The 23,642-nt window shown below is 52.3% G+C and carries 15 protein-coding genes and 1 pseudogene; 5 read left to right on the top strand and 11 right to left on the bottom strand.

Annotated elements, in window-relative coordinates:
* The first annotated feature begins 119 nt into the window (after window positions 1-119).
* Window positions 120-1,100: an MBL fold metallo-hydrolase gene (locus JG725_RS17570; RefSeq protein WP_199379170.1), complete on the top strand. Its 981-nt coding sequence runs from the start codon at window positions 120-122 to the stop codon at window positions 1,098-1,100.
* A 63-nt stretch (window positions 1,101-1,163) separates the two neighbouring features.
* On the opposite strand, the gene JG725_RS17575 is transcribed toward JG725_RS17570, so the two are convergent.
* Complete coding sequence (locus JG725_RS17575; protein ID WP_172291220.1) at window positions 1,164-2,303, bottom strand: glycoside hydrolase family 105 protein; 1,140 nt, start codon at window positions 2,301-2,303, stop codon at window positions 1,164-1,166.
* 43 nt (window positions 2,304-2,346) lie between these two features.
* Window positions 2,347-3,913 (bottom strand): annotated as a pseudogene (locus JG725_RS17580) (MFS transporter).
* Window positions 3,914-4,356: 443 nt separating this feature from the next.
* Between JG725_RS17580 and JG725_RS17585 the strand changes: the two are divergent.
* Window positions 4,357-4,857, top strand: coding sequence for a hypothetical protein (locus tag JG725_RS17585; protein WP_172291218.1), 501 nt, complete (start codon window positions 4,357-4,359; stop codon window positions 4,855-4,857).
* Complete coding sequence (locus tag JG725_RS17590) at window positions 4,854-5,597, top strand: isopentenyl transferase family protein (protein WP_172291217.1); 744 nt, start codon at window positions 4,854-4,856, stop codon at window positions 5,595-5,597. The genes JG725_RS17585 and JG725_RS17590 overlap by 4 nt, the downstream gene beginning before the upstream one ends.
* A 297-nt stretch (window positions 5,598-5,894) precedes the next feature.
* On the opposite strand, the gene eno is transcribed toward JG725_RS17590, so the two are convergent.
* From eno to rlmD, 5 genes are all read right to left on the bottom strand, one after another.
* Window positions 5,895-7,193: a phosphopyruvate hydratase gene (eno, locus tag JG725_RS17595; RefSeq protein ID WP_172291216.1), complete on the bottom strand. Its 1,299-nt coding sequence runs from the start codon at window positions 7,191-7,193 to the stop codon at window positions 5,895-5,897.
* An 82-nt stretch (window positions 7,194-7,275) separates the two neighbouring features.
* Window positions 7,276-8,913 (bottom strand): glutamine hydrolyzing CTP synthase, encoded by a 1,638-nt coding sequence (pyrG, locus tag JG725_RS17600; protein WP_172291215.1) that lies wholly within the window; start codon window positions 8,911-8,913, stop codon window positions 7,276-7,278.
* 126 nt (window positions 8,914-9,039) lie between these two features.
* Entirely contained in the window at window positions 9,040-9,837 is a 798-nt protein-coding gene (mazG, locus tag JG725_RS17605; RefSeq protein WP_172291214.1) for a nucleoside triphosphate pyrophosphohydrolase, read from the bottom strand.
* A gap of 394 nt (window positions 9,838-10,231) precedes the next feature.
* A complete protein-coding gene (gene relA / locus JG725_RS17610; RefSeq protein WP_172291213.1) occupies window positions 10,232-12,463 on the bottom strand; it encodes a GTP diphosphokinase in 2,232 nt (743 codons plus the stop codon).
* Between the two features lie 9 nt (window positions 12,464-12,472).
* Window positions 12,473-13,807 carry a 23S rRNA (uracil(1939)-C(5))-methyltransferase RlmD gene (gene rlmD / locus JG725_RS17615; protein ID WP_172291212.1) on the bottom strand — a complete coding sequence of 445 codons (1,335 nt, stop codon included), beginning with the start codon at window positions 13,805-13,807 and terminating at the stop codon, window positions 12,473-12,475.
* Between the two features lie 62 nt (window positions 13,808-13,869).
* On the opposite strand from rlmD, the gene barA reads away from it, so the two are divergent.
* Window positions 13,870-16,647 carry a two-component sensor histidine kinase BarA gene (barA, locus tag JG725_RS17620; RefSeq protein ID WP_172291211.1) on the top strand — a complete coding sequence of 926 codons (2,778 nt, stop codon included), beginning with the start codon at window positions 13,870-13,872 and terminating at the stop codon, window positions 16,645-16,647.
* Between the two features lie 59 nt (window positions 16,648-16,706).
* Here the strand turns inward: barA and JG725_RS17625 are convergent, their stop codons facing one another.
* From JG725_RS17625 to JG725_RS17640, 4 genes are all read right to left on the bottom strand, one after another.
* Window positions 16,707-17,849, bottom strand: a complete 1,143-nt coding sequence (locus tag JG725_RS17625) for a glycerate kinase (RefSeq protein WP_172291210.1) — start codon at window positions 17,847-17,849, stop codon at window positions 16,707-16,709.
* Window positions 17,850-17,985: 136 nt separating this feature from the next.
* On the bottom strand, window positions 17,986-18,897 hold the full coding sequence (gene garR / locus JG725_RS17630) for a 2-hydroxy-3-oxopropionate reductase (protein WP_330528040.1): 912 nt from the start codon (window positions 18,895-18,897) through the stop codon (window positions 17,986-17,988).
* A gap of 24 nt (window positions 18,898-18,921) precedes the next feature.
* Entirely contained in the window at window positions 18,922-19,692 is a 771-nt protein-coding gene (garL, locus tag JG725_RS17635) for a 2-dehydro-3-deoxyglucarate aldolase (protein WP_199379172.1), read from the bottom strand.
* Between the two features lie 62 nt (window positions 19,693-19,754).
* The gene (locus JG725_RS17640; RefSeq protein WP_172291207.1) at window positions 19,755-21,092 is read right to left on the bottom strand and encodes an MFS transporter; all 1,338 of its coding nucleotides are present in this window, start codon (window positions 21,090-21,092) and stop codon (window positions 19,755-19,757) included.
* Between the two features lie 485 nt (window positions 21,093-21,577).
* On the opposite strand from JG725_RS17640, the gene garD reads away from it, so the two are divergent.
* Complete coding sequence (gene garD, locus JG725_RS17645) at window positions 21,578-23,143, top strand: galactarate dehydratase (protein ID WP_172291206.1); 1,566 nt, start codon at window positions 21,578-21,580, stop codon at window positions 23,141-23,143.
* Window positions 23,144-23,642 lie beyond the last annotated feature (499 nt).

Genomic DNA, 23,642 nt, shown 5'->3' on the forward strand with positions numbered 1-23,642 from the left:
TTAACCGATAATGCCAAGGTTTAATTTGAGTAATGTTGCACCCCGGTTAATAATCAACAGGCAAGATGTATACTTCATCAACCATTTCAATGCTAACTCATTAACCAGGAACGAAAAATATGAATCGATTGAGATCTCTCTCTTTAGTGTTGTTGGCGTTCGTTTTCGTCCCCGTTATCGCCACGGCGCAACTGCCGCCTCAGGTTAAAACCCAACCAGGCTATTATCGGATGATGCTGGGCGAGTTTGAGATTACCGCCCTGTCCGACGGCACCAATACCATGCCGATGGATAAATTGCTGGCCCGTACCTCGCCGGAAAAAATAAACCAACTGCTGGCGGAAAAGTCGCTGACCTCGCCGGTGGAAACGTCGATTAACGCGTATTTGATCAATACCGGAAAAAACCTGATTCTGGTGGATACAGGCAATGGCAAACAAAGCAACCCAAGCGTCGGGAAAGTGCAGCCGAACCTGATTGCGGCGGGTTATAAACCCGAGCAGGTGGATACGGTGCTGATGACCCATCTGCACGGCGACCATTTCGGTGGTCTGGTACAGGATGATAAACTGACCTACCCGAACGCCACGGTTTACGTCAGCCAGCCAGAGGCGGATTTCTGGCTCAATCCGGACAACCTGAAGCAGGCGGAAGAGAGCAGAAAAGCCACGTTCCAGCGCGTACAAAATGCGTTTAATCTCATCAGCAACGATCGCAAGCTGAAAACATTTTCCGCGCAGCAAGCGGTATTATTGCCCGGCGTCACCGCCATCCCCACGCCGGGACATACGCCAGGACACACGGCTTTTCTGATTGAAAGCGAAGGCCACAAACTGTTGGCATGGGGAGACATCATTCACGCGGAAGCCGTACAGATGACCTTACCCGCCACGACGATAAGCTTTGATACCGATATGGATAAAGCGACCCAATCCCGCGATAAAATACTGGCTGAGGCCGCCGCTCAGGGATATTGGATCGCTGGCGCGCATCTGCCCTTCCCGGGGATCGGCCACGTCAAAACCGCCCCCGCTCATGAGGGCAACGCGAACGCTTACCGCTGGGTGGCCGCGAACTATAGCCTGTCGGGACTGAATTAATTACCCTACGGCGGGCTTCCGATCGGAGGCCCGCCGCCGGATAGGGTTATTGATTTACCGTGTTTACAGATAAACGCGCAGGTATTCCGACAGGCAGAGGATCGCCATCGCCTGTCCGTAGGGCATAGAAGTGAGCGGGATCTGGCGGTAGTAATCCAGATCCTGCCCCATCGCGGTGCCGAACGACACCTGAACCAGTTCCCCCTCGGCGTTCACATTGCCAATCACGCCGCGGATCGCTTTCTCCGCCACCGGCGCATAGCGTTTATCCACATAGCGCTTGCGTACCGCCTTTAAGATGCCATAGGCAAAGCCGGCCGTCGCCGAGCTTTCCAGATACGATTGCGGATCGTCGAGCAGCGTATGCCACAGGCCGCTGTCATCCTGATATTTCGCCAGCGCGTCAATCTGGCTTTCCAGCACCTGCAACAGGAAACGACGCGTCGCATTCCCTTCCGGCAGTTCCAGCAGTTCGATAAACTCGGGGATCGCCACGGTCAGCCAACTGTTGCCCCGCGCCCAGCGAGCTTTGGCAAAGTTATGCCGGCCCTCAAACGTCCAGCCGTGGAACCACAGACCGCTCTGGCGATCCATCAGATACTGAACGTGCAGCAGGAACTGATAGGTGGCCTCTTCCACGAATTCAGGGCGGTTCAACAGCTTGCCGATTTTTGCCAGCGGCAACACGCTCATCATCAACGTGTCGTCCCACAGTTGTTCGGTATTTTCATTGTTATAAACAATATGCTGTAGCCCCTGCTTTTGCGTGCGCGGCATCTCATACATCACCCACTCGGCCCAGCGCTCCAGATACGGCACCCAACTGGCGTCACGCGTTTCTTCATAGCGATAGGCCAGCGTCAGGAAAGGGCAAACCGTGTTGACGTTCTTGGTCGGCGTCCCTTCCGCCAGACGAGCGGTGAACCAGTCGTCGATGATGGCCCGCATCTGTTCGTCGCCCGTTTGCTGGTAAAACTGATAAATACCGTACAAACCGATGCCGTGCGTCCATTCCCAACCGGCCCAACCTTTGGTGTCAATCACCCGGCCGTCGTCCAGCCGTAACAGAAACTCCCCGGTTTTATCTTCAATATGCACCAGATTGTCGGTGATTCGGCAAATCAGCGCTTTCAACGCTTCACGGGAAATGAAGTGCTCTGGCTGACGTAGAAGCGGGCTATGTTTTACACTGAATACGGTCATCGTCATTCATCCAATTTAGTGAACATTCAACACATCAAAACAGTTAGGGTTGCGTAACCTGCGCCGCGGGCTTGTCGACCTTATGGCGATTCAGGTAGCCGATATTGTTGTTGCCCCATAGCGACTCATAAGGCCGACCCGCCAGCATTTCGACGATCGCCCGCGCCTGCGGCGTGATCTGCTCGGGAACAGGACGCCCCGCCTCGCGCATTTTCTGCGTCTCTTCCCGCAGTACGCTATGCGTCTCAAGATTGAGTTTGAAGCGCAGGGAAACCAAAAAGCCCAGCACCAGGACCCCCACGGTGCCGAAACTCAGGATCATCAGGATAGTGTGGCTAACCCCCGGCGCCTGTACGCCCTGTCCGGAGACAAAGCCGGAGAGCTGCAATACAATCCCCACCAGCATTACCGCGCCGGCCTGGGAAGCCTTGCGGGTAAGGGTCATAATCCCGGCGAAAATACCTTCGCGGCGCTGTGCGGTAATCACTTCATCCACATCGGCAATATACAATATAGGTGTAGGTGTTCCACGGCACGTAGTTGATCCCGCCGCGTCCTAATCCGGCCACCGCAGAAATCAGCAGCAGCAGCGAAAAAGCGTCATGCAGTTCGCTGTACCACAGGATGCTATAAGAGATGGCGCTCAGCCCGAACAGGCACACCACCAGACGGTAAGACGGCGCGGGGCCGAAACGAATACACAGCGGGATCATGCCGATGACGGCAATAAATTGCAGGATCGCCATGGTGCCCATCAGGTTGGAAGCCATGGTCGGGCTCTGCATCAGAACAAAGACCACATAGTAGGTAAACACCGCGTTGAAGACGTCCTGCGCGATATAGCCGCCAAGATACATACCCAGATGCTGACGAAAAATGCGGATACGCAGGGTCGATAACAGTTCGACGTTCAAACGCTTCAGGCTGTCGACCAGCGAGAGGGACTGACGCTCTTTTTCCGCCCGCAGCGACGCTTCCGACATCTGATCGCGCGGCCGTTCCCAGGTAAATAGGTACACCAGCGTCAGCACCACGGCGCAGATAACGGAGAACACCAGACTGGAATAGAAGAACGAAACCGCATTGTCCTTACCGAAGTACCCCAGCAGAATACCGGGCAGGAAGGCGGCCAGAATGGCGGAAAGCTGGGCCAGCGCGATACGCGCGCCGGAGAATTTGGTTTTCTGTTTGAAATCGTCGGTCATTTCCGGCACCAGCGTTTCATACGGCACCAGCACCATGGTATAAATCACATCAAACAGCAGATAGGTCAGCAGGTAATACCAGTACCCCATATCCCCTACCCACATAAAGCTGTAGCTGAACACGCAAGGGATACCGAGCAGAATAAAAAATTTCCGGCGGCCGAAGCGTTTGCCCAGCCAGGTTGAACCAAAGTTATCGGTCAGAAACCCCATTAACGGACTGACAACCGCATCCAGCACGCGCGCCATCGCAAAAATAAAGGTCGCCTCAATTGGCGTCAGTCCACAAAATGTGGTGTAAAAATAAAGTAGCCAGGCAGCCGTCAGCGCAGTAGTGCCTGCTCCAAGGAAATCACCCGAGCCATAGGCTAAATAATTAGCTAACCCGATTTTACGTGTTTTCATTCCCATCCTTCCCCAATCATTTTATTTATGAAGGTGTCATGGCTGGTCAAAACATCTACTGCCGCCACGGCGTTAACTTAACGCCCGGCAAGCGTGAAAACCTTTGCGCTTTTGCCACTGGGCGACACGCATTGGCACCACAAGGAAGAATGACCCGATCGGCTTCAAACATTTTATAAAAAGCCATTTTACATTATAAGAACCAATGGTTCATCTACTCCGATCACAGGAAATAAAGCGAAAAATACAGAACGTAAGGGAGGGAATCAGGCGGCACGCCGGACGGCAATCATGTCAGCGTCGACAATCACCTGAAATTTTATAGGAATTTTCTTATTTACCACGAATGCATAAGTTGCATTATGGAGTCAATGGAGTTTAATTAATTAAAAATAATTAATTAATTAAATGTTGTAATGTGCCATGGAGCGCTGAGATTCGTTATGAATTCAAAACACAACAAGGATTTCCGGTTCAAACCTGATTTTTTTGAGCTTGTCGCAATATCCGAGCTGGTTTCCTATGAGAATCTATATTTTTTACCCTTTAGTCATATTCTGCTTAATACCGATATTGTCCTGTCAGAGAATGAAAGCATTGATTTCTCATGTAGAGAAAAGAAATTAACCTTAGCGACAGCGACGGATACAAAAATCCTCCACACACAAACGGATATACTTTGTATTTTCTCCCCTTATTTTATTCCTCCTCCAGGCAATGAGAATGAAAAAGTCATTGTAGTACGGCGCTTACCCTGTACAAAGAGGATATTTTATAATAAGCAAGATAAGGAATGGTGTTTTTTTCTGGAAGGCCAATGTTATAACAGCAAAATAGAAACTTATGGCAACTGGAGAGAAGGGTCGTCTGAGAATTTATATCGTGTAATGAAAGGTTTTTTATACACAAGAAACAATGAGCATTATAAAGTGAGGAACGCATGAAAAAAACACTTTACCTGATATGGGGACCGACATCCACAGGGAAAACATCTTATTCGGTCAGCATAGCAAAAACAATGGGTTATCCTGTCATCGCTTTGGATCGCTTTCAGGGTTATCCGGAGATAATGACCGGCAGCGGCGCGCCAACGATGAATGAGTTACAAGGCACAGACAGAATATATCTGTCTGAAAACTCCCTGAATGAAGGTATTATTTCAGCGGAAGAAGCCAATACCCGTTTGAAAGAGAAAATATCATTTTTATCTACACAACGTCCCGGCATTATTATTGAGGGAGGTTCGGTCTCCTTATTAGTAAAAATAATGAGTGATAATTACTGGTCGAATTTTTCCTGGCGCATAAAAATATTCCAAACGCCGCCTAGCGACCAATTCCACGAAAAAGCCAAAAAAAGAGTTTACAGTATGTTCTTTCCAGATAATGGCAGGCCATCCATACTAAAAGAAACCAGCCTTTTCTTTGATACCTATAAAACCGTTCAACCGTTGGAGGATATCGATGGTTATCGTGTGATAATCCAGTACGGCAGAGACAAAGGTCTTAACTTTCATGCTCTTGATAATATAAGCGATAAGGAAAAATATTTTTTAATCGATCTCATCACCGATGAGTATTTTGAACACGCCTTATGGCAGGAAAAAAATTACCCGGGGATTCCTTCCTCATGGTCATGGCAGGCCTGCGAGGTTGATCGTTTGCCGTCCCGCACCGCGTCTTAAATACAAATTTTTCTAATGTAATATGCAGTTTCAGATTTCCCATGACAGCTTCAGCCCATCCTCCCGCGCGTAGCACATCAGCGTCGCGGGTTCTTTCATAGAGAAGCCGTGAACCGTTTTTAGCGTCATTTTCCAATCCGGAAAGCCTTCAGACGGCAGGATACCTTCAGAACCGACCCGGCATAAGACATAAAAAAATCCGGAAGCGAACTAACGCTTCCGGATTTACGATTAACCGCGCTATACGTTTGCCAGGTTAGCGGTCAGCCTAGCCTCCGCGTACGCGGCAAGCCGAGATTACTGGCCTTTTACTTCTTTCAGACCGTTGAACGGCGCACGGTTACCCAGCGCTTCTTCGATACGGATCAGTTGGTTGTACTTGGCAACACGGTCAGAACGGCTCATGGAACCGGTTTTGATCTGGCCGGCCGCAGTACCTACCGCCAGATCGGCGATGGTGGCGTCTTCAGTTTCGCCAGAACGGTGAGAGATAACCGCCGTGTAGCCGGCATCTTTCGCCATCTTGATCGCCGCCAGAGTTTCGGTCAGAGAACCGATCTGGTTGAATTTGATCAGGATGGAGTTGGCGATGCCTTTGTCGATGCCTTCTTTCAGGATCTTGGTGTTGGTTACGAACAAGTCGTCACCAACCAGCTGGATTTTGTCGCCCAGAACTTTGGTCTGATAAGCAAAACCGTCCCAATCAGACTCATTCAGACCATCTTCAATAGAGACGATCGGATATTCTTTGGTCAGACCTTCCAGATAGTGGGTGAACTCCTGAGAAGTGAAGGTTTTGCCTTCGCCTTTCAGTTCGTAGTTACCGGTTTCTTTGTTGTAGAACTCAGAAGCCGCGCAGTCCATCGCCAGAGTCACGTCTTTACCCAGTACATAACCGGCTTTTTCTACCGCTTCTTTGATGGCGGCCAGTGCCGCAGCGTTGGATTCCAGGTTCGGCGCATAGCCGCCTTCGTCGCCGACGGCAGTGTTCATGCCTTTGGCTTTCAGCACTTTTGCCAGCGTGTGGAACACTTCAGAACCGATACGAATCGCTTCCTTAACGGTTTTCGCGCCAACAGGTTGAATCATGAATTCCTGAATATCAACGTTGTTGTCCGCGTGCTCGCCGCCATTGATGATGTTCATCATCGGCAGAGGCATAGAGAATTTGCCCGGCGTGCCGTTCAGTTCAGCAATGTGTTCGTACAGCGGTTGGCCTTTGGATGCCGCGGCGGCTTTGGCGCTGGCCAGAGAAACAGCCAGAATCGCGTTGGCGCCGAATTTGGATTTGTTTTCAGTACCGTCCAGGTCGATCATGATTTTATCGATGTTCGCCTGATCTTTCGCGTCTTTACCCAGAATAGCCTGAGCAAGCGGACCGTTTACCGCAGCAACGGCTTTGGTTACGCCTTTGCCCAGGAAACGGGATTTGTCACCGTCGCGCAGTTCCAGCGCTTCACGCGAACCTGTGGAAGCCCCTGATGGCGCGGCAGCCAGACCGACAAAACCGCCTTCCAGATGCACTTCAGCTTCAACAGTTGGATTTCCGCGGGAGTCGATGATTTCACGACCGATGACTTTAACAATTTTGGACATTAGATTTTCCTCAGTACAAGTTAAACTAAAACCTCAGACGAACAACGCGCGATCTTCAGATCGCGCGTTGCTGACAAAACCCTTACTTCACCTGACGCTTTTGGTACGCGCCGGCGGCTTTGACAAATCCGGCAAACAGTGGGTGTCCATCACGCGGCGTCGATGTAAATTCCGGGTGGAACTGACAAGCCACGAACCATGGATGATCGGGCAATTCGATGATCTCCACCAGTTTGCGGTCGGCGGAAAGACCAGCAACACGTAATCCCGCCGCTTCAATCTGCTTCAACAACATGTTGTTGACTTCATAACGATGGCGGTGACGTTCAACAATCGTCTGTTCACCGTAAAGCTGGCGCACCAGGCTGCCTTCGGTCAAATGGCATTGCTGCCCGCCGACGCGCATGGTGCCGCCCAGATCGCTCGCTTCATCACGTACTTCAATATTGCCATCTTCATCGCGCCATTCCGTGATTAACGCAATCACCGGGTACTTACAGTCTGGCACAAACTCGGTCGAGTTTGCCTCATTCATACCGGCAACGTTACGGGCAAACTCCATTAATGCAACCTGCATTCCCAGGCAAATGCCCAGATAAGGCACATTATTTTCGCGGGCATAACGCGCCGCCATCACTTTGCCTTCAACGCCGCGGTAGCCGAACCCGCCCGGGATCAGAATAGCATCCAAATCTTTCAGCATCTCGACGCCGCGGGTTTCAACATCCTGCGAGTCGATAAGCTTGATATTCACCGTCAGACGGTTTTTCAACCCGCCGTGCTTAAGCGCTTCAATGACGGATTTATAAGCGTCCGGCAGCGCGACGTATTTGCCAATCATGCCGATGGTCACTTCGCCGCCCGGATTCGCCTCTTCGTACACGACCTGTTCCCATTCGGACAGGTTCGCTTCCGGGCAATCAAGGCTGAATCGTTTACAAATATAATCGTCCAGGCCCTGTGATTTCAATAGCGCCGGGATTTTATAAATGGAATCAATGTCTTTAAGGGATATTACTGCTTTTTCCGGCACATTACAGAATAAAGCAATCTTTGCACGCTCGTTGGCAGGCACGGTACGGTCAGAACGGCAAATCAGCACATCCGGCTGAATACCGATGGAAAGCAGCTCCTTGACCGAGTGCTGAGTCGGCTTGGTTTTCACTTCACCGGCCGCCGCCAGATAAGGAACCAGCGTCAGGTGCATAAACAGCGTATGCTCGCGGCCCACTTCAACCGCCATTTGGCGAATCGCCTCAAGGAAGGGCAGAGATTCGATATCCCCTACCGTGCCGCCGATTTCAACCAGCACCACATCATGCCCTTCGCCGCCTTCAAGGATGCGCTCTTTAATCGCGTTGGTAATATGGGGGATAACCTGAATCGTGGCGCCCAGGTAGTCGCCACGGCGCTCTTTGCGCAGTACATCAGAGTAGATTCGGCCGGTGGTGAAGTTATTACGGCGCGACATCTTGGTGCGGATAAAGCGCTCGTAGTGACCCAAATCCAGATCGGTTTCCGCGCCGTCCTCGGTGACGAACACTTCGCCGTGCTGTGTCGGGCTCATCGTGCCCGGATCCACGTTGATATACGGGTCCAGTTTCATGATGGTAACGTTGAGGCCACGGGCTTCAAGAATAGCCGCCAGAGAGGCTGCGGCAATGCCTTTACCCAGAGAGGAAACGACCCCGCCGGTCACAAAAATATAATTAGTTGTCATGCTGAACCTGAGAGTTTAGGTTTAAAGACGATGGAAGACCAAGACGGGAAAGTAGTATACCGGAACCTGATGAGCGCCACAAATGTTCGTTTTACTCATCGTGGCGACATGAAAGACAAAGGGTCTTTAATGGCTTTTTTCCTGCTGTTTAACCTGCTGCCACGCGGCTTCCATCTCTTCCAGCGTTGCCTGTTCCAGCGTTTTGCCAGACGATGTAACGATCTGTTCTACCTGGCGAAAACGGCGGCTGAACTTGCGGTTGGCTTCCTGCAACGCACGCTCCGCCTTGTGCCCCAGGTGACGTGAAAGATTGACCGTGGCAAATAATAAATCACCGATTTCTTCACCCAGTTTTTGTTCATCAACCACGGCCTGCCGGGCTTCATGCATCACTTCATCAATCTCTTCGTACACCTTGTCGACAACCGGCCCCAGGCTGTCCCAATCAAAACCGACAGACGCGCAGCGCTGCTGAATTTTTTGGGCCTTCATCAACGCGGGCAAGGCTTCGGGAATATCATCCAGCGGCGAATGACGATCTTTTTGCGCCCGCTCCTGCGCTTTTGTCTGTTCCCAGTTCGCCAGCACCGCCTCGCTGTCGGCAAGCTGAGCATCGGCGAAAATATGCGGATGACGGCGCTCCAGCTTGTCGCTGATGGCGTTACAGACGTCGGAAAAATCAAACAGCCCTTGCTCCTGCGCCATCTGCGCATAGAACACCACCTGAAAAAGCAGATCGCCCAACTCGCCGCGCAAATCATCAAAATCTTTGCGGCTGATGGCATCCAGCACTTCGTAGGTTTCTTCCAGCGTGTAAGGCGCGATGGTGTCGAATGTCTGTTTACGATCCCACGGGCAGCCGTTTTGCGGATCGCGTAGGGTTTTCATAATGGCGAGCAGGCGCTCAATAGCGGGTGAAGTCATAGTATTCCTGATAATGAGGGCTATGCCCGAACTAAGTTAATAACAACGGCAATGGAACCAGAATATTTCACCGTTTTGTTCTTCCGGGCGTAAAAATTGTGCTGAGGTGAACATGACCGCCGAGTGAGCCGCATGGACGCGGCGAAAGCCAGTGCCGCGTCGGGAACGCGTCACTGGCGGCTCGATAAGCGGACATGGGCGCCGAAGGAACCGCGCAGCGGCACAATTCCCGCCCAAAGCCTGGGTTCTGAGGGATGCGGCAATTGAGCATCCCTCAGTCGGGCGTGGTGGTGGCGCCACAAAAAACGACGTCACTCAACACGCACGAAACCTTCCACCGCAACAACATAAACAAGATTTTATAACCTACGGTTTGAAAAGCCGAAGACTCTAGTCATCCCCCCTGCTGGCGGCGGGCATCAATCACATCCGGCAGTTGATTGAGCTTGGCTAACACCCGGCCCAGCACCTGCAAGTTGTAGATCTCCATTTCCATATCGATGGTGGCCAGTTGCTGTTTAGTGTCGCTGCGGCTGGAGACGCCCAGCACGTTGACTTTTTCATTCGCCAAAATGGTGGTGATATCCCGCAGTAACCCACTACGATCGTTAGCGATGACCCTCACCACCAGCGAATAGCCGCTGGAGTAGCTTTCTCCCCACACCGCCTCGACGATACGCTCCGGCGCATTACTGCGCAGATCGTCCAGTTGCTCGCAGTCAGCCCGGTGAATGGATATTCCGCGGCCGCGGGTAATAAATCCGGTGATTTCATCCCCCGGGATCGGTTGGCAGCAACGGGCGATGTGATGCATCAGGTTGCCGACGCCTTCAACCACAACCCGGCCGTTATCTTTGCTACGCGTAGCCGGCGGCTGGGATTTCTGCGTCAGTTGACGCAACGCTTCGCGATCCTGCTCCTCGGCGCTGGGCTGCTTAAGCTGCGATTGCAGGAAATTCACCATCTGATTGAGGCGAATATCCCCGCCGCCGATCGCCGCCAGCAACTCATCCAGCGAATTCACGTTATAACGCGGCAGCAACAGTTTCTCGGCGGCTTTCAGGCCGATCCCCAAATGCTCCAGCTCATCGTCCAGAATCTGACGGCCGGCCAGAATGTTCTTGTCGCGATCCTGCTTACGGAACCAGTTGTGAATTTTTGAACGCCCGCGGCTGGTGGTGATGTAACCCAGGTTAGGGTTCAGCCAGTCACGGCTCGGGTTGGGCTGCTTCTGGGTGATCACTTCGATCTGATCGCCCATCTGCAACTGATAGGTGAACGGGACAATCCGCCCGCCGATTTTCGCGCCGATGCAACGGTGACCGATATCGCTGTGAATGTGGTAGGCGAAATCCAGCGGCGTCGAGCCAGCGGGCAGATCGATCACATCCCCTTTCGGCGTAAACACGTACACGCGATCGTCAAATACCTGGCTGCGAACTTCATCCAGCACATCGTCCGAATCCGCCATTTCTTCCTGCCAGGCGATCAGCTTACGCAGCCAGGCAATCCGCCCCTCATAGCCGGTACGGCCGCCGGCGACCGTGCCTTCTTTATATTTCCAGTGCGCCGCCACGCCCAGTTCGGCATCTTCATGCATCTGCCGGGTACGGATCTGAATTTCAAGCGTTTTGCCTCTTGGCCCCAGCACTACCGTATGAATGGACTGGTAGCCGTTCGGTTTCGGATTGGCGACATAGTCATCGAACTCGTCCGGCAGATGACGATAATGGGTATGCACGATACCCAGCGCGCCGTAGCAATCCTGCAAACGCTCCACCACAATCCGCACCGCGCGCACGTCAAACAGTTCATCGAACGACAGCGATTTTTTCTGCATCTTGCGCCAGATACTGTAGATATGCTTAGGACGGCCGTAAATTTCCGCCTGCACACCCTCTTCTTTCATTGCGACGCGCAGCGTTTTGACAAAGTCATCGATATACTGTTCGCGATCGATACGGCGCTCATGCAGCAGCGTTGCAATACGCTTGTACTCTTCAGGGTGCAGGTAGCGGAAGCAAAAGTCTTCCAGTTCCCATTTGAGCTGCCCGATACCCAGCCGATTGGCTAACGGCGCATAAATATTGGTACATTCTTTCGCCGCCAGCACCCGCTCTTCTTCCGGGGCGTCTTTCACTTCCCGCAGATGAGCGATGCGCTCCGCCAGCTTGATAACCACGCAGCGGAAATCTTCCACCATGGCCAGCAGCATACGACGGATGTTATCGACCTGCTCAGAGGCGACGGAATCATTCTGCGTGGCCTTTAGCTGACGAATCGCATCCATGTCGCGCACGCCGTGCACCAGTTCAGCGATGCTTTTGCCGAAGGTTTCCGCCAATGTGGTTTCATCCACCACATCGGCATTGGCTAATGGAAACAGCAGCGCCGCGCGCATGCTGTCGTTGTCCATGCTCAGCGTGGACAGGATTTCCACCATTTCGATACCGCGCCACAACAGCAACATGGCGTCGGGATGATCTTGTGTCTGCCGTTCACAGTAACGCCAGGTTTCGGCTAAACGTTCACATGACTGCTGACTGGTTATGCCAAGCGAAGCAATCCACGCATCGGGTACAAACTCGCCAGCCGTATTCAAATGCGCACTTCTTACCGCAACCATAATTTCTCCCTACCTTACCGCCCCATCGGAATCGCGCAAAAACAGCGCCATCGACTCCAGATGGCCGGTATGTGGAAACATATCCAGCATAGTAACATTCGCCAGCCGATAACCGGCGGCGAGCAGGATTTTACTGTCGCGCGCCAGCGTGGCGGGGTTACAGGAAACATAAACCACCCGCTGCGGGGCCAGTTTGACAATCTGCGTCATCACCCCTGCGGCGCCAGCGCGTGCCGGATCCAACAATATCTTATCAAAACCTTGGGCGGCCCACGGCTGCGCGGCGACATCATCTTCAAGATTTTGGTGAAAAAATGTGACATTGGCGAGTGAATTGCGCCGGGCGTTCTCTCGCCCTTTTTCCACCAACGCCATCACACCTTCGACGCCAACCACGCTCGCCGCCCGCTGTGCCAGCGGGAGGGTAAAATTGCCCATCCCGCAGAACAGATCCAGGATTCGGTCCTGTGGCTGAACATCCAGCCAGATCAGCGCCTGGCTGACCATTTGCTGATTAACCGCATCATTGACCTGAATAAAATCCCGCGGACTGAATGCCAGCGTTAGCCCGGCAACATGGTATACCGGCTCTTCGCCGGACAGGCAGGTCAGGGCTCCCGCCTCGGGCGCCAGATAAACCGACACTCCCTGTCGCTGCGCAAAATCACCTAACGCCTGACAGTCGCTCTGACTCAACGGATCCAGATGGCGCAGGACCAGCAGCGGGCCGTTATCCGCCTGCACCAGTTCCACATGCCCTAATCGTTTTACCGCCTGCAAGCGGCTCAGGCAGTCACGCAACGGCGTCAGCAGTTTTTCCAGTTCCGGCCGCAATATCGGACAGGCCCGGACATCGACCAGATCGTGCGAACCCGCCTGACGATACCCCATCAACAGGCGTTGCTGTTTCGCCTGATAGTATAACGCAAGCCGCGCCCGCCGCCGGTAGGCATAAGACGGCCCGGCAATCGGCGCGACAGGCGATGACGCCGCCCCGGTTTCCCGCGCCATCAGGCGTACCAGCGCCGATGCCTTACTCTGCTGTTGCAGCGCGCTATCGGCATGCTGTTGTTGGCACCCGCCGCACACATTGAAATGCGGACATCGTGGTTCAACCCGCTGCGGGCTGCGCGTCAGTAAACGTATAAGTTTAGCATGAGCAAACTGACGCTTTTCTTCCGTCAACTGAACGTCGGCTCGTTCACCCGGCAGCACGCCGCCGACAAAAATCGTCTTGCCCTGATGACGCGCCACGCCCTGACCGAAAGGGTCAAGGCTGTCCGCCGTCACGGTTAGCATTCGCCGGGTCGCCACGCGCCGGTTTGGAGAGTAGAATTGCGCCATAATTTACGATCGTTTTATCAATACAATAATTTTTAAGCTTAATTCTCCCACATTGGACCCTTATGACCAAACACAGTCTGCGTGCGCGCATGTTGATACTGATTTTGGCGCCGACGTTGATGATCGGTCTGCTGATCAGTACCTTTTTTGTCATTCACCGCTATAACCAATTGCAGGCGCAATTGGTTGACGCAGGGACCAGTATTATTGAACCACTGGCGATCAATAGCGCTTACGCCATTGCCAAACACCAGCAGGACACGATTCAAACGCTGATCAATACGCTTCACCGCCAACATTCCAATATCGTCAGAACCATCAGCGTTTTTGATAATAAAAATCAGCTGACCGTGACGACCAATAATCGTCAGAACACGTTATTGCAACACCTGACCCGCGAGGCGACCGCTAACAACAGGTTGTCTCTGCACCATACCGAGAACTCGCTGATCCTGTATATGCCGATTTTGGCTGACAACGAGCTTATTGATGACGACTTAACGCCGCCGCTGCCGGGCGCTATGGCGTCGGTTGGCTATCTTGCCGTTGAGTTGGATACCAACGCCATCAAACTCCAGCAATATCAGGAAATTTTTATCGCCGGCTTACTGTTGCTGCTGTGTATGGGCGTTTCCATTCTGTTCGCCTATCGTCTGATGCGGGACGTCACCGCGCCGATTCGCAATATGGTCGAAACGGTCGATCGAATCCGGCGCGGACAACTGGATAGCCGGGTTGAAGGTTATATGCTGGGTGAGCTGAATATGCTGAAAAACGGCATTAACTCGATGGCGATGTCGTTGACCGCCTACCACGAGGAGATGCAGCAAAATATCGATCAGGCGACCTACGATCTGCGGGAAACGCTGGAACAAATGGAGATCCAGAACGTCGAACTGGATCTTGCCAAAAAACGGGCGCAGGAAGCCGCGCGGATCAAATCCGAGTTTTTGGCTAATATATCGCACGAGTTAAGAACGCCGCTGAACGGCGTCATAGGCTTTACCCGCCAGACCCTGAAAACCTCGCTGAATCCGACCCAGACCGATTATCTGCTGACCATAGAGCGCTCCGCCAATAACCTGCTGAACATCATTAATGATGTGCTGGACTTCTCTAAACTGGAGGCGGGCAAGCTGGTATTGGAAAACATTCCCTTCTCATTACATAACACGCTGGACGAAGTGGTGATGCTGCTGGCCCATACCGCGCATGAAAAAGGGCTGGAGCTCACGCTCGATATTCAGCATGACGTCCCGGAGCAATTTATCGGCGATCCGCTGCGTATTCAGCAAATCATCACCAATCTGTTGGGTAATGCCATTAAGTTTACCGAACAGGGCAATATTGATATACGGGTGGAAAAACGCCGCCGGGAAAACCATCAGGTTCAGTTGGAAATCCAGATTCGCGATACCGGCATCGGCATTGCCGAACGCCAGCAGTCGCAGCTGTTTCAGGCATTCCGTCAGGCCGACACCAGTATTTCGCGACGTCATGGCGGAACCGGACTGGGGTTGGTTATCACTCAGCGACTGGTCAAAGAAATGGGCGGCGATATCAGCTTCCATAGTCAGTTAAATAAGGGATCGACGTTCTGGCTGCATATCAACCTGTCGTTGAACCCCCATGCCGCGCCCGCCAATAACACAGACAGAATGCAGGACGGCAAGCATCTGGCGTATATCGAATCCAATCCGGCGGCGGCGCAGGCCACGCTGGATATCCTCAGTCAGACGCTATTTACCGTAAGCTACAGCCCGACGTTGGAACAGCTCCCTGAAGGATCTTTCGATATCCTGCTGTTAGGCATTCCCGTGCATTACCGCAACACCTTGTTCGACTATACGCCCAGATTACGCGACGTCTGTCGGCGCGCGCCCTGCGTGATCCTGGCGCTGCCCAGTCTTGCTCAAATGGATGCGGAACAGCTGAAAATGTTCGGCGTTCACGCCTGCCTGAGCAAGCCGATCTCCGCGCCCCGTCTGTTGCCGCTACTGCAAAACAGTTCGCTTTTCCCGTTGTCGTTTCTGCCGGAAAATATCATGGCGCTTCAGCCGCCGTCACCCGCCCCGGCACGCCTGCCGCTAAGGGTGATGGCCGTGGATGACAATCCGGCCAATCTGAAACTGATCGGCACCCTGCTGGAAGAACAGGTGGAAAACATCATTCTGTGCGAAAACGGCATGGACGCCATTGCTCAGGCCAGAGAGCACGATATCGATATCGTGCTCATGGATATTCAGATGCCGGAGATGGACGGCATTCGCGCCAGCGAATTAATCCGCCAACTCCCCCATCATGCCCAAACGCCGATTATTGCCGTTACCGCCCATAGCCTGAGCAATGAACGCGAGCAGCTATTACAGGCCGGTATGGATGATTATCTGGCAAAACCGATTGACGAGCAGATGCTGAAAAAAGTGCTGTTCCGGTATTCTCCCGCCAAAGGCGTCATTGCCCCGCCGGATAAACGCGACGATAGCCAACCGTCTCTGGACTGGACGCTGGCGCAGCGGCAGGCGGCCAATAAACCGGAGCTGGCCCGGGAACTGTTGCAGATGCTGTTGGACTTTCTGCCAGAGGTACGTCAACAGGTTGCAGACCTGCTGAAAGGCCAGCCCAACGACGACATCGTCGCGCTGATCCACAAGCTGCATGGCAGTTGCAGCTACAGCGGCGTACCGCGATTGAAACAAATCTGCTGTTATCTGGAACAACAGCTGCGCCAAGGGGTCGATGCCAAGGCGCTGGAACCGGAGTGGCTGGAACTGCTGGACGAAATCGACAACGTCAACGAGGCGGCGCGGTCGCAGCTAACAAGCGCCCCCTCAGGATGAACGCCGGAGCAGACGCATTCCGCCGCCATTGAACACGCATCGCGGCGCGGAATAAATCGTTACGATAAATCTTTCGACAGCTTAATCGTCGCCGCAATATTACGCGCCGTCATACGCACATTCTCTGCGGCATTATCCAGGGCTTCTTCCAATGAACAGATGTTGTAAAGGACGCTGAACACGGCATCCAGACCATGCTCATGCACAATCCCGACATCAGCGGTCAGGCTGCCGGCGATACCGATCACCGGTTTATGGTGGCGTTTGGCTACCCGGGCAACGCCAATCGGCACCTTGCCATGGATCGTCTGGCTATCAATACGGCCTTCGCCGGTAATCACCAGAGACGCATCCCGAACCAGTTCATCCAGCCCCAGCGCTTCGGTGACGATCTCAATCCCCTGCCGCAATTCAGCGCCGCAAAAAGCCTGTAGCGCGGCGCCCATTCCGCCGGCGGCGCCTGCGCCGGGAACATGCTCGACATCCATATCCAAATCGTTACGGATGACAGCGGCGTAATGCTTCAGCGCATTGTCCAACTGTTCGATCATCGCGTCTGTCGCCCCTTTTTGCGGGCCAAAAACCGCGGACGCGCCCTGTTTGCCGGTCAGTGGATTGGTGACGTCGCAGGCCACTTCAAAACGACAGTCTTTAATACGCGGATCCAACTCGCCGATATCAATACTCGCCAGCTTGTCGAGCTGTCCGCCGCCATACCCGATCTGTTCGCCGGATGCGTCAAGCAGCTTCGCCCCCAGCGCCTGAACCATGCCCGCGCCGCCGTCATTGGTCGCGCTGCCGCCAATGCCGATGATGCAATGTTTCACGCCATGATCCAACGCGCAGCGAATCAACTCGCCCGTACCATAGCTGGTGGTCAGTAGCGGGTTACGCTGTTGCGCGGGAACCCGTTCTAATCCACTGGCGGCGGCCATCTCGATGAACGCCGTTTTTTCATCGCCAGACAGACCAAAAAATGCCTCGACACTATCGCCTAACGGATCGGTAACCTTAACCTTGACAATCTCTCCGTGCGTTGCCGCCACCATGGCTTCAACGGTGCCTTCGCCGCCATCCGCAACCGGCAATTTGACATAGCAGGCATCAGGAAAGATCTCACGAAACCCTGCTTCAATTTGCGCAGCAACTTCTTGTGCAGATAGGCTTTCTTTATAAGAATCCGGTGCGATAACTATTTTCATAAGCGATCCGATTTCATAAACGTTCCGATTTCATCAATAATCCGCGCAGTTGAATCGGCGTTTATCAGCATGATTACCCCGATATCCAGACCGGCATACAACCGTGTATGCCGATCCGACAACGCTCACATAGGCCTTATCGCGTAACTTCAATCTTAGCCAGTTTCTCGTAATAGCAGGCCAATGCGCTGTGATCGGCCGATCCCAGATCGTCCGCTTTCAGCGCCTGCATCATTTCCATCACCGCGGCGGTCAGCGGCAACTGCGCGCCCACGCCGTGCGATGTATCCAGTGCGTTCGCCAAATCTTTAATATGCAAATCAATGCGGAAACCCGGTTTAAAGTTGCGATCCAGAACCATCGGCGCTTTGGCTTCCAGCACGGTGCTTCCCGCCAGGCCGCCGCGAATCGCCTGAAACACTAAATCAGGATTAACGCCGGCTTTCGTCGCCAATACCAGTGCTTCCGACATCGCCGCGATGTTCAGCGCCACAATCACCTGGTTCGCCAGCTTAGTGACGTTACCGGCGCCGATATCACCGGTATGCACGACAGAACCGGCCATCGCCTTGAGGATCTCAAAACAGCGATCGAACAGCGATTTGTCGCCGCCGACCATAACCGACAGCGTGCCATCGATCGCTTTCGGCTCGCCGCCGCTGACCGGGGCATCCAGCATGGCGATCTCTTTTTCCGCCAACGCCGCCGCAATTTCGCGGCTGGCCAGCGGCGCGATCGAACTCATATCCACCACGATGCTGCCGGCGCGCGCGCCTTCAATAACGCCGTTTTCGCCCAGCACCACCTCTTTTACATGCGGAGAGTTGGGCAACATGGTAATAATGATGTCGCATTGCGCCGCCACTGATTTCGGCGTTTCCGCCGCCGTCGCGCCGGCAGCAACCACTTCGGCCACCGCTTCCAGATTTCTGTCCATCACGACTAATGAGTAACCCGCTTTCAGCAGATTTTTACTCATCGGTTTTCCCATGATGCCGAGTCCAATAAAACCAATTTTCATCGTTGTAACCTCATTGTCTGATGTAATTAACACTCGCGATTAACCGTGGGATCACGGTTTAAACTTGTCGCACAACGCCTGCGTGGCGCCGCGGAAAACGCCCAAATCGCTGCCGACGGCAACGAAAGTCGCCCCCCACTCCATGTATCGCCGGGCATCGGCCTCAGCCGGCGCCAGGATACCGCTGGGTTTGCCGTGTGCGGCGGCACGGTCGAAGATATGACGAATGACGCGCTGAACCTCCGGGTGGTTGGGTTGCCCCAAATACCCCAGCGCGGCGGAGAGATCGCCTGGCCCGACGAAAATACCGTCCACCCCGTCAACCACCGCGATGGCATCCAGATTGTCGACCCCTTGCTGGCTCTCTATCTGCACCATGACGGTAATGTTGTCGTTAATGGTGGCGAAGTAATCAGGCTCTGTTCCATACCTATTACTGCGATGGGCAACAGAGACGCCGCGGATACCGGCGGGCGGATAACGCGTAGACGCGACGGCCCTGACCGCCTCTTCTTCCGTTTCCACAAACGGGATCAGGAAATTATTGAAACCGATATCCAGCAAACGTTTGATGATCACCGGCTCATTGCATGGCGGACGGACAACCGGCGCGCTGTTGCTGCCTTTCAATGCCATCAACTGCGGAATAAACGTGGTGATATCGTTGGGCGCGTGTTCGCCATCCAGAACCAGCCAGTCAAATCCGGCCAGCCCCAGCACTTCGGTTGAAATCGGGTTGCCCAGCGCGCACCAGCAACCAATCACGGTTTTCCCCTGACGTAAATCCTGACGAAAACGGTTAGGTAATAGCGTATTACTCATAATAACCTTCTGTTTAATTCGTATTGCGACAGCCAATAAATGACGGAAACAATCATCAGTTATCAGCTTTTCTTTAATTCCATACGTTTGATTTCACCCACAACCAGCAAATAGCACAGCATTGCCATTATTGCGGAGATACCGACAAAAAGCAGAGCACTGTTAAAAGAGTGTAATTCTTTGACTAAATAACCAATAACCAGTGGCGTAACAATAGATGCTACATTGCCAAACACATTAAATACGCCGCCGCACAGGCCGACAATTTCTTTAGGCGCGGTATCGGAAATCACCGGCCAGCCTAACGCGCCGAATCCTTTACCAAAGAAAGCCAGCGCCATCAATGACACAACCAGCACATTACTGTCGGTGTAATTACAAAGAATAATGCTGGATGCCAGCAACATACCTAATACGATGGGAATTTTACGCGCCGCGGTTAACGAAAAACCTCGTTTTAACAACGCATCGGATACCACGCCGCCCAATACCCCGCCGATAAAACCGCACAGCGCCGGAATGGCGGCGATCAGACCGACTTTCAAAATAGACATTCCCTTTTCCTGCACCAGATAAATAGGGAACCAGGTCAGGAAGAACCAGGTAATACTATTAATAAAGTATTGTCCGAGAAATACCCCCAGCATCATACGATTGGAGAGAAGCTGTTTTATATAGTCCCATTTAGGGCCATCGCTATTTTTACTGTCGCCTTTCTTGTGATCCATATCAACAACAGCGCCGCCTTTAGAAATATATTCAAATTCCTGCGGGCTGATGCCAGGGTGATCGGTTGGATTATGGATAAATTTCACCCATACAATGGTTAAAACGAATCCCAATCCCCCCATGACCAAAAAGACGTGTTCCCAACCCCATTGGTAAGTTAACCAACCCAGGATGGGAGAGAAAATCGCCAGAGAGAAATACTGCGCGGAATTGAAAATAGCCGATGCGGTGCCGCGTTCTTTGGTGGGAAACCAGGCGGCCGTGATGCGGGCATTCGCAGGGAAGGACGGCGCTTCAGAAAAACCTAACATGAAACGCAGCGCAAACAGCGTAATGGGGGCCCAGATTAAGGGAACCCAATCGACGAATCCTTGCAGGAAAGTGAACAATGACCAGAAAAAGATACTGTAGGCGTAAACTTTTTTTGAACCAAAGCGATCCAGCAACCAACCCCCGGGGATTTGCATCACCAGGTATGACCAGCCAAATGCGGAAAAAATATACCCCATATGCACCGCATCCAACTGTAATTCCGCCGCTACGGCCGAACCGGCTATCGATAATGTTGCACGATCCGCATAGTTTATGGCGGTAACGGTAAATATAATTAACAATATGATGTAACGGACATAGGTTTTCTTTTTATTTATAAGGACGGCATCGGAATTCATAAACACCCCTTCTCTATCGTTATTAGTATGTTAACTCAAACACGCTAAAGTGATATTTTTCATTGATAATTTGAGTTATTTTAATTTTCAGACGCAAATCATGTTAAATAAAAACATTCATTAGCAGATTTCGCCACGAGCATGACAATTCGCAATCAGTATAAAAATGACGCCACAGAATAGCATTGTTAAAATGCACAATAATTCATGAGAAATTAGCGGTATTTCTTGCGTTATGCACATGAAGTTGCGATTAATATCACACTATTCTTTTCCATCCATAGTGGCGGCATATAAAAAGTGAGTGAGATCACAGAGAGTAGGCAATTCGCCTGATTATTCCATATTATAACCGGCGAAGATTATTCAATTGCACAATGCGGCGCGATACAATAATCAGATATCATGTTGGTAAAACGTGGATTACCCATACTAAAAAGACGAGAATTTCTTGGTTTTCTGAATAAATATTAACTGGAGACATTATGTCACAGAACAAACAGAATTCCGTGCAGGCCTTTTACATTAAAGTCCATGATGACGATAATGTTGCAATCATTGTTAATGACAATGGCTTACGCGCCGGCACCCAATTTGATACTGGATTAACATTAATTGAGCATATCCCTCAGGGGCACAAAGTCGCCCTGGTCAATATTGCCAAATCCGGCCCCATTATTCGCTATGGCGAAATCATCGGTTATGCCTTAAGGGATATCCCTCAGGGCAGTTGGATTGATGAATCGCTGGTGGAATTACCCCAAGCCCCGGCGCTGGAAACCTTGCCGTTGGCCACCAAAGTCCCGGCCGATCTCCCCCCGCTGGAGGGGTATACGTTTGAGGGTTATCGCAATGCGGACGGCAGCGTTGGCACGAAAAACCTGCTCGGCATTACCACCAGCGTACATTGCGTCGCCGGTGTGGTTGACTATGTGGTTAAAATCATCGAACGGGATTTACTGCCTCGCTATCCGAACGTCGACGGCGTCGTAGCGCTTAATCATCTCTATGGCTGCGGCGTCGCCATCAATGCCCCGGCGGCGGTAGTGCCGATACGCACCATCCATAATCTGGCGCGAAATCCCAACTTTGGCGGCGAAGTGCTGGTTGTCGGCCTGGGTTGTGAAAAATTACAGCCGGAACGCCTGTTGGAAGGCACGCCGGATGTACAAGCTATCTCGCTGGATGACAGCAGCATTGTACGTTTGCAGGATGAGCATCACGTCGGCTTTAAGTCAATGGTGGATGATATTCTGACCATGGCCGATCGGCATCTGCAACAGTTGAACAAACGTCGGCGTGAAACCTGTCCCGCCTCCGAGCTGGTGGTTGGTATGCAATGCGGCGGCAGCGACGCCTTTTCCGGCGTGACGGCGAACCCGGCGGTCGGCTATGCATCCGATCTGCTGGTACGTTGCGGCGCCACCGTGATGTTTTCAGAAGTGACCGAAGTGCGTGACGCCATTCATTTGCTGACGCCGCGGGCCATTAACCAAGAGGTCGGCAAACGGCTGCTGGAAGAGATGGCCTGGTACGACAGCTACCTTGATAACGGCCAGACTGACCGCAGCGCCAATCCCTCGCCCGGCAACAAAAAGGGCGGCCTGGCCAACGTGGTGGAAAAAGCGCTGGGCTCTATTGCAAAATCAGGCACCAGCGCCATTGTCGAAGTGCTGTCGCCGGGGCAGCGCCCCACCAGACGCGGCCTGATTTATGCGGCAACGCCGGCCAGCGACTTTGTTTGCGGTACGCAGCAACTGGCTTCCGGCATCACCGTACAGGTATTTACCACCGGTCGCGGCACACCCTATGGCTTACTGGCCGTTCCCGTCATCAAAATGGCGACCCGCACGGTGCTGGCAAATCGCTGGTACGATCTTATGGATATTGACGCCGGAACCATCGCGACAGGCGATGCGACGATTGAAGACGTTGGCTGGCAACTTTTCCACTTCATTCTGGACATCGCCAGCGGCAGGAAGAAAACCTGGTCCGACCAATGGGGGCTTCACAACCAATTGGCCGTCTTTAACCCGGCGCCGGTAACCTGATTGACGTCTTACTGTTCCTATGGCCAGAATCGATTCTGGCCATTTTATTTATTAAGTAAAAAACTGGTTTTTGACTGGAGATCAATTTAATAAATACCTCCCTTTAAAAACACGGGCCGAAAAGTAGAAAGAAACCACAATCAGCAACATTCCATACCAGAAACTTAAATAACCACCCAATAAAATTTAACAAAACCAATGTATTTGACTATCCGGGTAAATATCATTATTTACCGTTTTGTTGAATAGATTTATCATTTAAAACCACCGCCTTGAATAATCATCCCCCACCAATGATTTATTTATAATAAAATGAATCAATTGACAGCGGGAACCTCATCATCATAAATTCATACAAGCTGATAACCGGGTAATTGTATTCGGTAAATGATTCTCAAAAAGAAAAGCTTATCGTTTATTATTACTTATCCAATAAAAGCCAATAGCATATGGCCCCCAAAAAAATCAGCGTATCTAATTGAATACATTAACAGCAATA

This window comes from Brenneria sp. L3-3C-1 (genome assembly GCF_016456245.1).
Taxonomy (GTDB): Bacteria; Pseudomonadota; Gammaproteobacteria; order Enterobacterales; family Enterobacteriaceae; genus Brenneria.

Coding starts and splice junctions, on each gene's coding strand:
- JG725_RS17590 (WP_172291217.1), top strand. CDS start 4,854: ATGAAAAAAACACTTTACCTGATATGGGGACCGACATCCACAGGGAAA.
- JG725_RS17575 (WP_172291220.1), bottom strand. CDS start 2,303: ATGACCGTATTCAGTGTAAAACATAGCCCGCTTCTACGTCAGCCAGAG.
- JG725_RS17625 (WP_172291210.1), bottom strand. CDS start 17,849: ATGAAAATAGTTATCGCACCGGATTCTTATAAAGAAAGCCTATCTGCA.
- eno (WP_172291216.1), bottom strand. CDS start 7,193: ATGTCCAAAATTGTTAAAGTCATCGGTCGTGAAATCATCGACTCCCGC.
- garL (WP_199379172.1), bottom strand. CDS start 19,692: ATGAGTAATACGCTATTACCTAACCGTTTTCGTCAGGATTTACGTCAG.
- barA (WP_172291211.1), top strand. CDS start 13,870: ATGACCAAACACAGTCTGCGTGCGCGCATGTTGATACTGATTTTGGCG.
- relA (WP_172291213.1), bottom strand. CDS start 12,463: ATGGTTGCGGTAAGAAGTGCGCATTTGAATACGGCTGGCGAGTTTGTA.
- JG725_RS17585 (WP_172291218.1), top strand. CDS start 4,357: ATGAATTCAAAACACAACAAGGATTTCCGGTTCAAACCTGATTTTTTT.
- JG725_RS17640 (WP_172291207.1), bottom strand. CDS start 21,092: ATGAATTCCGATGCCGTCCTTATAAATAAAAAGAAAACCTATGTCCGT.
- rlmD (WP_172291212.1), bottom strand. CDS start 13,807: ATGGCGCAATTCTACTCTCCAAACCGGCGCGTGGCGACCCGGCGAATG.
- pyrG (WP_172291215.1), bottom strand. CDS start 8,913: ATGACAACTAATTATATTTTTGTGACCGGCGGGGTCGTTTCCTCTCTG.
- JG725_RS17570 (WP_199379170.1), top strand. CDS start 120: ATGAATCGATTGAGATCTCTCTCTTTAGTGTTGTTGGCGTTCGTTTTC.
- mazG (WP_172291214.1), bottom strand. CDS start 9,837: ATGACTTCACCCGCTATTGAGCGCCTGCTCGCCATTATGAAAACCCTA.
- garD (WP_172291206.1), top strand. CDS start 21,578: ATGTCACAGAACAAACAGAATTCCGTGCAGGCCTTTTACATTAAAGTC.